The 13202-nt window shown below is 52.6% G+C and carries 8 protein-coding genes; 1 reads left to right on the top strand and 7 read right to left on the bottom strand.

Annotated elements, in window-relative coordinates; genetic code table 11:
• The 7 genes from FEK47_RS11075 to glcD all read right to left on the bottom strand — a co-directional run.
• Positions 1-3210 (bottom strand): SslE/AcfD family lipoprotein zinc metalloprotease (locus tag FEK47_RS11075; RefSeq protein ID WP_138183184.1); only part of this gene is annotated, 3210 nt, incomplete at its 3' end.
• Positions 3211-3705: 495 nt separating this feature from the next.
• Complete coding sequence (gene glcA, locus FEK47_RS11070) at positions 3706-5388, bottom strand: glycolate permease GlcA (protein ID WP_000259282.1); 1683 nt, start codon at positions 5386-5388, stop codon at positions 3706-3708.
• Between the two features lie 355 nt (positions 5389-5743).
• Complete coding sequence (gene glcB, locus FEK47_RS11065) at positions 5744-7915, bottom strand: malate synthase G (protein ID WP_135487258.1); 2172 nt, start codon at positions 7913-7915, stop codon at positions 5744-5746.
• A 21-nt stretch (positions 7916-7936) separates the two neighbouring features.
• Positions 7937-8341, bottom strand: a complete 405-nt coding sequence (locus tag FEK47_RS11060) for a GlcG family protein (protein ID WP_000853256.1) — start codon at positions 8339-8341, stop codon at positions 7937-7939.
• A 4-nt stretch (positions 8342-8345) separates the two neighbouring features.
• Entirely contained in the window at positions 8346-9569 is a 1224-nt protein-coding gene (gene glcF, locus FEK47_RS11055; RefSeq protein ID WP_135487257.1) for a glycolate oxidase subunit GlcF, read from the bottom strand.
• A gap of 10 nt (positions 9570-9579) precedes the next feature.
• Positions 9580-10632 carry a glycolate oxidase subunit GlcE gene (glcE, locus tag FEK47_RS11050; protein WP_138183183.1) on the bottom strand — a complete coding sequence of 351 codons (1053 nt, stop codon included), beginning with the start codon at positions 10630-10632 and terminating at the stop codon, positions 9580-9582.
• Positions 10632-12131 carry a glycolate oxidase subunit GlcD gene (gene glcD / locus FEK47_RS11045; protein ID WP_135487256.1) on the bottom strand — a complete coding sequence of 500 codons (1500 nt, stop codon included), beginning with the start codon at positions 12129-12131 and terminating at the stop codon, positions 10632-10634. The genes glcE and glcD overlap by 1 nt, the downstream gene beginning before the upstream one ends.
• A gap of 250 nt (positions 12132-12381) precedes the next feature.
• Here glcD and glcC point away from each other — a divergent pair, with 250 nt between their 5' ends.
• Positions 12382-13152, top strand: coding sequence for a transcriptional regulator GlcC (glcC, locus tag FEK47_RS11040; RefSeq protein WP_135487255.1), 771 nt, complete (start codon positions 12382-12384; stop codon positions 13150-13152).
• Positions 13153-13202 lie beyond the last annotated feature (50 nt).

The raw sequence follows: 13202 nt of genomic DNA, 5'->3' as shown, positions 1-13202 counted from the left end.
CAGGCTGATGGTTTCAGTAACCTTCTCACCCTCTGCCGATACCGCTCCCGGATACTTCTCGACATCAACTTTGATGTTCAGATCCCACCAGGAACGCCCCAGCATCAGGCGCGTCAGCGGTTTTTCCATATAGTTGAGCGGATAGCTCGGATTCATCATGCCCGCTTTGCTGCCTTCACCGTAGATCATCTTGTTATCGATCAGCGATTGTTTCAGCTCTGCGGAGCACAGCGTACCTTTGGTGTAAGCATCGTTGGCGTAGCAGTTCAGGAACTCGGTGAACGTTTTAAAGCCCAGCTCGTCATCCTTGTTGCTGTCATAGCTATATTCAATTTCATTCCACAGCCAGACCGACATGTTCTGGTACAGACGTTCCAGATCGACGCTGCTCAGACGCTCACCTTTGCGACCATTGGTCCGGAAGTAGAGCTCATGCTGATACAGACGCTGAATGTTGGTGCCTAAATCCGCAGCCTGCACCATCGCTTTCGCAGTGTCGGCGCTGAGATTCAGTTGCGTATAGCGCGGAACAAACATGCCAGTATTATTCTCTGGCGTTACAGGAACTCCCGTGCCCGGGCGGTATTCCAGACAGTTGACCTCATAGTGATATGCCGGGTCCTTACATTCCTTTAATCCAGGAAACGCCTCAAAGATTTTTGCCTTTGCCGCCTCCAGAGACTCTTTTGTTTTAAACTCCGCCTCATCGATAAAGGCATAGCGTTTGACCTGTTTGCCATCGACATCTTCCTGCCAGCTGGCAACTTCCAGTTTCGGTTTCTTATCAGGTTTGTTATCAATCTGATATTTCCAGGTAACTTTTCCTGTTTGGGAATCAATGGTGTACGGCAGTTCACCTTCCACAACCGGATAACGTTCATAAACCCAAATGCCAGTCGCTCGACGCTGGCGCACGCGGTCTGGATAACCCTGCGGATCGGTATTCACCACCGATTTGTTAAGCGCCATCGACAGACCTGCGGCATCAAGCAGACGTACAAAGCCTGATGCGCTCTCTTCCTTAAGATTGCTCATCACGTTTTCCATGATCAGCACCGAACCGCCTTTGTTCAGATAGGCGATCAGATCGGTCACATCCTGCTGGCTCAGCTTCGGTTTGCTGGTATCTGCACGCAGAGGCACTGCATAGGGATCGCCAGACCACTGAGTCACATACTCAAAGCCATTGAGGATCAGCAGAGGAACTTCATCTGGATTCAGATTGCCATAACTGGTCAACGGTTTAACCGTGATACCTGCGAAATCCTTATGGAAAGCAAACGGAGCACTATTTCCTAATACCTGACCCGCTTTTTTGAAATAAACCGTATCCAGGTTAGTGCCCACGGTCATACTGCTCTTCGCATCCGGCAGCCAGCGTTCATTTGACAGATAGCGCAGTACGTTCTCCATGAAGTTCTTCATGTCGTCCGGATCGCTGTCGAGCGTACACTGTCCGTCTTTATTAACGCTCCCGTTCCAGCTGTAACCGTTCGGGCAACGTAAAATGCTGTTGTAGTGCGGGTTACCGATAACCATCAGTTTGCCCTCACCGACTTGCCCCAGCGAAATAAACGGCAGGTTGAAGGTCGCGGTATCGCGCGTGACGTTTTCTGGCACCACAAGAGAAGGCGCTTCCGTAATGTACGCCAGCTCGTTTTTATCCCAGGCGCGTTTTTCGCCAAACGCCAGCCAGTAGTTTTTATCATTACGCGCCATCAGAATCGGGAACGCCGCGTTGGAGATATTCACCACTGCCTGACCGCGCGCATTACCGGTGCTGCCATAGAAGTTGGTGGAGTCATGGAAAACATGGAACTTGCTGACAGATTTGTAGCTCTGATCCACGCCCCACAGCTTGTTGATAACGCCCTGAATCTGACCTTCATTAATGCTGCGCGCGGTCAGCGAGAACCAGCGCGGAGAGTTACAACCGTCGGTTTTCGCACAGATTGCAGTATCGATCTCTTTGGCCTGACCCGTTTCAAACTGTTCGATAAATTCGTTAGGCAGCGTAACAACTTGATCACCTTCACCCAGCGTCGCACCGTTGGATAAAGAGAGATTGATAATCTCGTTGATCACGTTGGGATATTCAGCAAAGACCTTGCGCACATCGTCCGGAACGACACGGGTATTATTTTGCCCGGCTTTCGAATAGCGGTGGATCAGCTGATCGATATTTGCCCCGCGAACTTCATCGCCCAGTTCCGTCAGTGCAATAGTCGACTTGTTACCGCGCACTGAGCCAAGTTCAAAGGTGTCGATGCCAAAGGAGATGGTTTCCCCCCAGCTAAAGGAAAACTCGCCGTTTTCTCCGGTTACACCACGCCCTGAATTGGTGTAGTAGTTGACGCCAACAACGCCATTCCCCTGGCTATCTACCAGTCGGCCTTCAGAGAGAATGATTTCCGTAGGTTGATACTGATAAAACTGTTCCGCGTTAGCCGACACGAAGGAAGCGTTCAGATCCGGTTTTGTTCCCGGCGTGGTGACTGGCACGACCGGTGAAGTATGAGTGGATGGCGCTTTATCGGTCGCGGCATTGTTTTCCACCTCTTCATTGACCAGCTTTTTGAACTCTTCCGGTGCCAGATCGATTTGCTTATACAGCGAGTCGAAGCGTTTACTCTCGATCACCGAGGAGAACGTCAGGCAAACCTGTTCTGTATCCGCCGGACAACTGTTCATGGACGTTACCAACGAGAGCGCATTGCTTTTCTTGTCGTCGGAGCCCGCCAGTTCTTGCGCATCCTCAAGGCTAAACGACACTTTTTCAACCGCACGCAGGCTACGCGCAGCTTCTGACTGAGTGTTGAAGGTGGCAATTGTCGTGTTACCTGCCACGCAAGTAACGTTCTCGCCAGGTGTAAAAGTAAAGCCGTCGCTGGATTCACCATTACATTTAGCACCGATTACCCGCTGGCTTCCGCCCAGGGTCAGATAACCTGTTTTCGTAGGAACAGGTTCTGGCTCCGGTTCTGGCGTTGGCTCTGGCTCAGGTGTCGGATCCGGCGTAGGTTCCGGGTCCGGCGTCGGCTCCGGGGTTGGCGTTGGATCGGGTTTCACTTCCGGCAAAGACCCGGTTCCAGAATCTACAGGCGGGTTATCGGAGGAAGAACCTGAACCGCCGCCATCACAACCGGTTAATAAGGTTGCGCTTAAAATAGCCGCTAAAAGCGATTTTTTATATTTAAATTTCTTATTCATTAATAACGCAAGTGACAAAATATAGTTAAAAAATTCGTAACTGGGGAAATAGTTTTATGTTTTATCTTCTCTAATAACTTCCTCCATTCTTAAAAAACTGCATTATTGATAACGAAACAGGTGAAATTTATAAGAATATCCCCTATTCGATGTCAGACGGGGTATTTATAAAAAGATTCAACAAACAAAAAAGTAACAATTATTCACAATGTAACTATCCCAAGTTGTTGATAGTTTTAACGATTGCGATTGCAAAAGCAACAGATAGCACGGTGTTTGCTCATCAAGCGAACACAATTAATACAGACTTGTTTTGCGTGACAAAAAAAATAGATATTCTCACCCCCTTAATTATTTAGTGAGTTATCTGAACATGAAATATTATTTATGCATGGATAATAAACCATGAAATGATTTTGCAATTATTTAGCCAGGATAATGAAACGAGAATAGAAAGAAGCCGGATGATATTGACGATCATCCGGTATTATTGACTTACGAAACTAACATCCCGGTAAACACATACGCCTGCAGCAGGGTGATAATGCCGATAACGCTGGCAAAAATCAGACTGTGCTTCACGGTGTAGCGGAACAGTTCAGATTCTCGGCCCACCATGCCCGTCGCGGCGCAGGCCACGGCGATAGATTGTGGGGAGATCATCTTGCCAGTTACGCCGCCGCTGGTATTTGCTGCCACCAGCAGAGTGTCAGAGACGTTGATTTGCTGCGCCGTGGTTGATTGCAGTGAACCAAACAGAGCGTTCGAGGAAGTGTCCGAGCCGGTAAGGAATACCCCCAGCCAGCCGAGGAATGGCGAAAAGAACGGGAACATCACACCAGTACCCGCCAGTACCAGCGCCAGCGTGGTAGACATACCGGAATAGTTGGTCACGAAGGCAAATGCCAGCACCATGCCAATCGACAGTATCGGCCACTTCAGGCTAATTAGCGTTTCGGCAAAGACACCAATACCTTTCTTGATCCCCACGCCGAGGATGAAGATAGAGATAATCGCTGCAATGAAAATAGCGGTGCCACCAGCAGAGAGCGGGTCGAATTTAAACACCGCGTCCATTGGCGTCGGTTGGGCGACAATGGGTGCCGCTTTCAAGACTTGTTGATGCAAATGAGGGATCTGGAAATTAATCACCAGCGAATAAAACGCGCCGCCCGGAGCAAATAACGCTTTAAACGGTTTCATGGTCCAGATGGTGACCAGCACCGTTAAGATTAAAAACGGTGACCACGCGCGAATGATTTGCCCCAGACTATATTCTGAAGGCACGGGACCGCCAGAAGACGGTTTATTTACCACCATCGCACCTGCGGATTGCCCCATGCTGATTGCCGTTTCGGTATTTTTTGGCCGCCAGACTTTAAGGAATAAAGAGAGTGAGACGATACTCACCAGCGCCGAAGTAATATCCGGCAGTTCCGGACCAATATAGTTAGAGGTAAAGAACTGAGTGACGGCGAAGCTTCCCCCTGCAACCAGCGCCGCTGGCCACGTCTCTTTCACCCCTTTCCAGCCGTCCATCATTGCTACCAGCCAGAACGGCACCAGTACCGACAGGAACGGCAACTGGCGTCCTGCCATAGCACCAATGTCGAACGGATCGATTCCGGTCACCTGACCGGCGACCAGAATTGGCACGCCCAACGCACCAAACGCCACCGGCGCAGTGTTGGCTATCAGACACAGCCCCGCCGCGTATAACGGTTTGAAGCCCAGCCCCACCAGCAGTGCGCCAGTAATCGCCACCGGCGCACCAAAGCCAGCCGCCCCTTCCAGCAACGCGCCAAAGGAGAAACCAATCAGTAACACCTGCAAACGCTGATCGTCGGTGATGGAGATAACCGAGCTGCGGATAATATCGAACTGACCGCTGGCAACGGTTAATTTATACAGGAATACCGCCGCGACAATAATCCAGGCAATAGGCCATAATCCATAAATAAAGCCATAGCCCGCAGCAGCAAATGCCATATCAATCGGCATTTTAAAGGCGAATATCGCAATCAGGATAGATAATATAAGGGTTATTGCTCCGGCGACATGCCCTTTCAGACGTAATACCGCGAGTGCAACGAAGAAGAATATTATTGGGATCAGAGCAACCAGAGCGGATAGCCCCAGTCCTCCCATCGGCATATACATTTGAGTCCAGGTAACCATATTGTTCAGTCTCTTATTATCTTTATATGCTTGATATGATTAAGGTTGTAATAAGCAAAAGAGGACTGAACTGTAAAATATAGGCGTTATACTTTACAGCAACAGTACGCTGCTAACGCAATTGCTACCTCTGGCATAACAAGTATATCGGGTAAGGGTTTCTGTTCCGCACACGCAGGTGCAGAGTATCGTTAAGATGTCCATATTGTTGTTTTAGGCCCGCTAGTAATGCGCTGCGGGTATTTAATTTTTTTAAACCCTGATAATCGCTCCGGTTATTTCCGGGATAAATGTACTACCGCAGTTACTATAATAGCCCCGACAATAAAACTTGCCGGGGCTTTTTTTGACGCTATTAATGACTTTCTTTTTCGCGTAAACGCCAGGCGTGTAATAACGGTTCGGTATAACCGTTTGGCTGTTTCACGCCGAGGAAGATCAAATCGCTGGCAGCTTTAAAAGCACACGAGTTAGCGAAATTCCCCGCCATCGGACGATAAGCCGGATCGCCAGCGTTTTGCTGATCCACCACTTTCGCCATATTCTCCAGCGACGCCTGCACCTGTTCTTTAGTCAGAATACCGTGACGTAACCAGTTGGCAATATGCTGGCTGGAGATGCGCAGCGTTGCACGGTCTTCCATCAGCGCCACGTTGTGAATATCCGGCACTTTTGAACAGCCAATCCCCTGCTCCACCCAGCGCACCACGTAGCCCAGAATTCCCTGCACGTTGTTATCCAGCTCTTGTTGGATCTCTTGCGCCGACCAGTTAGCATTTTCAGCAACCGGAATGGTCAGCAGATCGTCCAGCAGCGGTTCAAATTCAGCATTGAACTCGGTCTGGGCAATGTTGGCTTGCACGCTCTGTACGTTGGTTTGGTGGTAGTGCAACGCATGGAGTGTAGCGGCAGTTGGCGACGGAACCCAGGCCGTGTTTGCCCCGGCACGCAGTTGGTCGCCCTTCTGGCTGTACATGTCTGCCATCAGGTCCGGCATTGCCCACATGCCTTTACCGATTTGCGCTTTACCGCGCAGCCCACAGAACAGGCCGGAAAGCACGTTATTGCGCTCGTAGGCTTTGATCCACGGCGTCGATTTCATCTGGTTTTTACGCAGCATAGGGCCCGCTTCCATCACCGAATGCATTTCATCGCCAGTACGGTCGAGGAAACCGGTATTGATGAACGCTACGCGGTTGCGCGCCTGAGCGATACAGCTACGCAAGTTCAGCGAGGTCCGGCGTTCTTCATCCATAATGCCCATTTTCAGGGTATTCGGTGCCATACCGAGCATTGCCTCAACGCGGGAAAACAGTTTGTTGGCGAACGCCACTTCCTGCGGACCGTGCATTTTCGGTTTCACAATATAGACGCTGCCAGTGCGCGAGTTTTTCTGCACTTTTAAATCATAGAGGGCAATCGCGCCAGTCATGACGCCATCAAGAATGCCTTCCGGGATTTCATTGCCTTCGCTGTCCCAAATCACAGGAATGGTCATCAAATGACCCACGTTGCGGATAAACAGCAACGAGCGTCCGTGCAGAGAAATTTCAGAGCCATCGGCGGCGGTGTACTGACGATCGTCATTCAGTTTACGCACGATTTGCCGACCGTTTTTCTCCATTTTCTCTTGCAGAGTCCCCTGCATCAAGCCCAGCAAGTTGCGGTACAGCAGGATTTTATCTTCCGCATCAACCGCAGCGACCGAATCTTCACAGTCGAGAATGGTACTGATGGCGGCTTCAACGATAACATCGTTGATGTGCGCCGGATCGTCTTTGCCAATCCGCCCGTTGGCATCGATTTGCAGCTCAATATGCAGGCCGTTATTTTTCAGCAAAATGCAGGTCGGCGCAGCGGCATTGCCACGGTAACCGACAAACTGTGCCGGAGTACGTAACGTGGTTTCTTTACCATTTTTCAACTGGATGCGTAATAGTTTATCGACCACCTTAAACGCCACCACATCCTGATAGCTGCCGTTTTCCAGCGGTAGTGATTCATCGAGGAAACGCCGAACCCAGGCGATAACCTGCTCACCGCGCTGCGGATCGTAGCCGCTGACCATCGCCCCTTCCTGCGGGATGATGTCGCTGCCGTACAGCGCGTCGTACAGTGAACCCCAGCGGGCGTTCGCCGCGTTCAGCGCATAGCGGGCGTTCATTGCCGGAACCACCAGCTGTGGCCCCGCCTGACTGGTGATTTCACTGTCGATGCCCGTGGTTTCCACCGTAACGTGGTCAGGCTGCGACACGAGATAGCCCAGTTCCCGCAGGAAAGATTTATAAGCCGCTTTGTCTTTTACCGGCCCAGGATTGCTGCGATGCCATTCGTCCAGCGCCGCCTGAATGCGATCGCGTTCTGCCAGTAATTGACGATTTTCTGGCGCCAGATCGTGAACGAGCTCATCAAAATTGCGCCAGAACGCCGCAGCGTCCAGCCCTGTTCCCGGTAAAACTTCTTCATCCACAAAACGTTTAAAATTGGCGTCAATGCGTAAACGGCCCTGGGTTATGGTTTGACTCATTGTTTATCTCCTCGTTTTCGCTTATTTCGCCAACACCGCTGCTGCCGCTTTCGCGACCTGCGCATCCTGTGCTCCGGTTAAACCAGAAACGCCCACGGCACCAATAATTTGTCCATCAACAACAACCGGTACGCCACCTTCCAGCGACGTCAGTAACGGCGCAGTCACGAACGCGGTACGTCCGTTGTTCACCATCTCTTCATAGCCCTTAGTTTCACGACGCCCCAGCGCGGCGGTACGCGCTTTCTCCTGGGAGATGTAAGCCGCAATCGGCGCGCAATCGTCCATGCGACTTAACGCCAGCAGATGACCGCCGTCATCGGCAACAGCAATGGAAACAGACCAGTTATTTTTCTGTGCCTCTTCCTGACCTGCGGCAATAATTGCACTCGCCATTTGCTGGCTAAGAATGACTTTAGTTTTCATTTTGTTATTCCTTTTCAAGGGCTTGTTCTACAATTTCAATCCAGTGACGCACAGAGGTACGACCGGCGCTCGCCAGATGCGTCTGGCAACCAATGTTGGCGGTGACGATCATTTCCGGTTTGCCGCTTTCCAGCGCATTCATTTTGTTATCCCGCAGCTGGCGCGCCAGATCGGGATGCGTTAATGCATACGTTCCCGCCGACCCGCAGCACAGATGGCTGTCGGGAACGTCGGTTAAGGTAAATCCAAGACGAAGTAACACTTTTTCCACTTCGCCATTGAGCTTTTGCGCATGTTGCAGGGTACACGGGCAGTGGAAGGCCAGCTTTTTATCGCCGCGAATTGCCAGTTTTTCCAGCGGTTCCTCGCGCAGAAGCTCGACTAAATCGACCGCCAGCTCACTGACCTGACGCGCTTTATCGGCATACAGCGCATCGTTTTTCAGCATCTGCCCGTACTCTTTGACAAACGCACCGCAGCCGCTGGCAGTCTGCAAAATTGCCTCGGCACCTGCTTCAATCGCAGGCCACCAGGCATCAATATTATTTCGCGCCCGCGCTAGCCCTTTCTCTTGCGCATTAAGATGATAGTCCACCGCGCCACAACAGCCTGCTTCATTAGCTGGCGTCACGCTGATCCCCAGACGATCCAATACTCGCGCAGTTGCCGCGTTGGTGTTGGGCGAAAGCGTAGGCTGGGCGCAGCCTTCCAGCATTAAAACCCGGCGCTTATGGCGCTGCGGTGGACGCGGTTTGGCTTTCACCATTTCAGCGGGCAATTTTGCTCTGACCTGTTCTGGCAAAAACGGTCGCAGCACCAGCCCTACCTGCGTCAATGCGCGGAAGACCGCCGGACGCGGCACTACCTGGCGCAATCCTTCTCGCAGCATTCGCTCCGGCAGTGGGCGTTTCACTTTCTGCTCGACAATATCACGCCCGATATCCAGCAAATTGTGATAGCGCACACCAGAAGGACAGGTGGTTTCACAATTGCGGCAAGTGAGACAGCGATCGAGATGCTCCTGTGTTTTAAGCGTGACTTCGTTGCCTTCCAGCACCTGTTTGATCAGATAGATGCGCCCACGCGGCCCGTCCAGTTCATCGCCCAATAGCTGATAAGTTGGGCAGGTTGCGGTACAAAATCCGCAGTGAACACAGGCGCGCAGGATGCTGTCGGCTTCCAGCGCGCGCGCGTTCTGGCGCATCTCTTCGGTTAACCGGGTTTGCATAGTCTGCTCCTTAAAGTTCCGCGTACATGCGACCGGGGTTAAACACGCCGCAAGGATCGAGCTGCTGTTTAAGCTGCTGGTGATAGCGGAATAAAGGAGCCGGTAACGGGGCAAAGCCACCATCTCCGGTGCTAAAACGGGTCGCATGACCGCCAGCGTTGCGGGCGATGCGATGGATTTGATTGTCATCGGCTGTCGATTTCAGCCAGCGTAACGCCCCGCCCCAGTCGATCAGTTGTTCGCCGGGTAAATCCATCATCGGCGCATCGCTGGGTAATGAAATGCGCCATAAGGTACCTGGTAACGAGAAGAACGGCAGTTGTTGTTCACGCAATTGCTGCCAGAACTGACCCACAACCTCTTCGCCACCCAGCAGTTCACGCGCTGCTTTTACCGATCCTTCGCCGCCCTCAAGGCGGATCCACAACGCATTGTCGAAGTAACATAAGCCACTAATGGGTAATGGCTGGAGTTGCCACTGGGCGATTTCGTCCATGGCTTCTTGCAGGCTGATTTCCCGACGCAGGCTCAAGGTGGCTCGCGGTCGCGGTAACACTTTCATCGAGATTTCAGTGAGCACGCCAAGACAACCGTAGCTTCCGGCCATTAACCGTGAGAGATCGTATCCGGCAACGTTTTTCATCACTTCGCCACCAAAACGCAGATGTTTTCCTGTGCCGGTAATGATGCGCGTGCCGAGGACAAAATCGCGGACCGAACCGCTCCACGGGCGACGCGGCCCCGCCAGCCCGCAGGCGACCATCCCGCCCCAGGTGGCTTCTTCACCATAATGCGGCGGCTCGCAGGGGAGCATTTGCCCGGCGCTCTCCAGCGCCGCTTCAATCGCCACCAGCGGCGTTCCGGCACGCGCGGTTATCACCAGCTCGGTCGGGTCGTAATTAACAATGCCGCGATGACAACGCACATCCAGCGTTTGCCCGGTGACAGGGCGGCCTAAAAAGGCTTTGCTATTGCTGCCCTGAATCACCAGCGGCGTTTTATCGCTCATTGCCTGATTCACCTGCTCCAGCAGCGCCTGGCTGTAATCACACTCGCGTAGCATCAGAAACGCTCCAGTTCGGGGAAAGGTAAATGACCGTGATGCACGTGCATGGCACCAAATTCAGCACAGCGGTGTAGCGTGGGAATATTTTTTCCTGGGTTCAGCAAACCATCGGGATCAAACGCCGCCTTGACTGCATGGAAGGTCGTGATTTCATCGCTGTTGAACTGGGCGCACATTTGATTGATTTTTTCGCGCCCGATGCCATGTTCCCCACTGATGCTGCCGCCAACTTCAACGCAGAGTTCGAGGATCTTCCCGCCCAGCACTTCCGCACGGGCAAATTCGCCGGGTTCATTGGCATCGAAAAGGATTAACGGGTGCATGTTGCCGTCTCCGGCATGAAAGACGTTGGCAACGCGTAAATCATATTGCTGCGATAAACGGGCAATGCCTTCCAGTACGCCAGGCAGCGCGCGGCGTGGGATGGTGCCGTCCATGCAGTAGTAATCGGGAGAGATGCGCCCCACCGCCGGAAAGGCGTTCTTGCGGCCAGCCCAGAAACGTACGCGCTCTGCTTCGTCCTGTGCCAGACGGACGTCAGTCGCGCCCGCTTTCAACAAGATGTCGTTAACCCGCTCGCAGTCTTCCTGTACATCAGACTCCACGCCGTCCAGCTCGCATAACAAAATCGCTTCGGCGTCGACGGGATAACCGGCATGAATAAAATCTTCCGCCGCGCGGATCGACAGGTTATCCATCATCTCCAGCCCGCCGGGGATAATGCCATTGGCGATGATGTCACCAACCGCAAGTCCGGCTTTTTCTACCGAGTCAAAGCTGGCTAACAACACGCGCGCCACGGGCGGCTTCGGCAGCAGTTTTACCGTCACTTCGGTGGTCACGCCGAGCATACCTTCCGATCCGGTGAACAGCGCCAGCAGGTCAAAACCAGGCGAATCCAGCGCGTCCGATCCCAGCGTCAGCGCCTCGCCGTCCAGCGTTTGTACTTCAATTTTCAGCAGGTTATGTACGGTCAGACCATATTTCAGGCAGTGGACGCCACCGGCATTTTCCGCCACATTGCCGCCAATCGAACAGGCGATTTGTGAGGAAGGATCCGGCGCGTAATAGAGATTATGCGGCGCAACGGCCTGGGAGATCGCCAGGTTACGCACGCCCGGCTGCACGCGCGCACGGCGCCCGACGGGGTTAATGTCGAGGATCTCTTTAAAGCGCGCCATCACCAACAACACACCTTTTTCCAGCGGCAGCGCTCCGCCAGAAAGCCCGGTGCCTGCGCCACGGGTCACCACCGGCACACGCAGGCGGTGGCACACAGCCAGAATCGCCGTCACCTGTTCCATCTGCTTAGGCAGAACAACCAGTAATGGACGCGTGCGATACGCGCTCAACCCGTCACACTCGTAAGGAGTGATCTCCTCATCGGTATGCAGGATCTCCAGTCCAGGGACATGCTCACGCAGTGCCATCAGTACCGATGTGCGGTCGACATCGGGTAAAGCGCCATCAAGACGCTCTTCGTACAAGATGCTCATGAGTAGGGTTCGCTTTGTTGTGTTGTGTGGCAGCTGATTTTTGCGCGCTGCTTCTGTGAACAGTTATTAAGCGGGCTTTTCGTTTTCGTCTATCTCTTTAGTTACCGGTCAGACCATTTTTTTTCCAGCTCTGTGACTTCGCATTGGTTAACTTAATGTTAAATTGATGTAACATAATCACTTACGTGATGTGCGTGTTTTGCGAGTTAAGAACAGAAAAATTGGTCCTACCTGTGCACGAGGTCCGGGAATGAAAGATGAACGTCGCCCTATTTGCGAAGTAGTTGCTGAAAGTATCGAACGGTTAATTATCGACGGCGTGCTGAAGGTCGGGCAGCCGCTTCCTTCAGAACGTCGACTGTGTGAAAAGCTCGGCTTCTCACGCTCCGCACTGCGTGAAGGGCTGACCGTGCTGCGCGGGCGCGGGATTATTGAAACAGCACAGGGTCGCGATTCTCGTGTCGCACGGCTTAATCGGGTGCAGGACACCAGCCCGCTAATTCATCTGTTCAGCACGCAGCCGCGAACGCTGTACGATCTGCTTGATGTTCGCGCATTGCTGGAAGGCGAATCGGCAAGGTTGGCGGCTACGCTGGGAACCCAGGCTGATTTTGTTTTGATAACCCGCTGTTATGAAAAAATGCTCGCCGCCAGTGAGCACAACAAAGAGCTTTCGCTGATCGAACATGCACAGCTGGATCATGCTTTCCATCTCGCCATTTGTCAGGCTTCCCACAATCAGGTGCTGGTGTTTACGCTGCAATCATTGACCGACCTGATGTTTAATTCGGTGTTTGCCAGCGTGAATAATCTCTACCATCGACCACAGCAAAAAAAGCAGATCGATCGCCAGCATGCGCGGATCTATAACGCGGTGTTGCAGCGACTCCCGCATGTCGCCCAGCGCGCCGCCCGCGATCATGTGCGGACCGTGAAAAAGAATCTCCACGATATCGAGCTGGAAGGCCACCATTTGATTCGTTCAGCGGTGCCGCAGGAGATGAACAAAGGGGGGATGTGAGCAGCGTTTTCCCCCTATCCCCGAGGCGAGGGGGCTGTCTGTGCGCTTAA

This window comes from Escherichia sp. E3659, assembly GCF_005781135.1.
Classification (GTDB): Bacteria; Pseudomonadota; Gammaproteobacteria; order Enterobacterales; family Enterobacteriaceae; genus Escherichia.
The sequence above is the reverse complement of the archived record's forward strand: the minus strand, read 5'-3'. Positions and strand labels throughout refer to the sequence as shown.

Bases quoted from the DNA above. Each gene is read 5' to 3' on its own strand.
- glcA (WP_000259282.1), bottom strand. From the start codon at position 5,388: ATGGTTACCTGGACTCAAATGTATATGCCGATGGGAGGACTGGGGCTA.
- glcB (WP_135487258.1), bottom strand. From the start codon at position 7,915: ATGAGTCAAACCATAACCCAGGGCCGTTTACGCATTGACGCCAATTTT.
- FEK47_RS11060 (WP_000853256.1), bottom strand. From the start codon at position 8,341: ATGAAAACTAAAGTCATTCTTAGCCAGCAAATGGCGAGTGCAATTATT.
- glcF (WP_135487257.1), bottom strand. From the start codon at position 9,569: ATGCAAACCCGGTTAACCGAAGAGATGCGCCAGAACGCGCGCGCGCTG.
- glcE (WP_138183183.1), bottom strand. From the start codon at position 10,632: ATGCTACGCGAGTGTGATTACAGCCAGGCGCTGCTGGAGCAGGTGAAT.
- glcD (WP_135487256.1), bottom strand. From the start codon at position 12,131: ATGAGCATCTTGTACGAAGAGCGTCTTGATGGCGCTTTACCCGATGTC.
- glcC (WP_135487255.1), top strand. From the start codon at position 12,382: ATGAAAGATGAACGTCGCCCTATTTGCGAAGTAGTTGCTGAAAGTATC.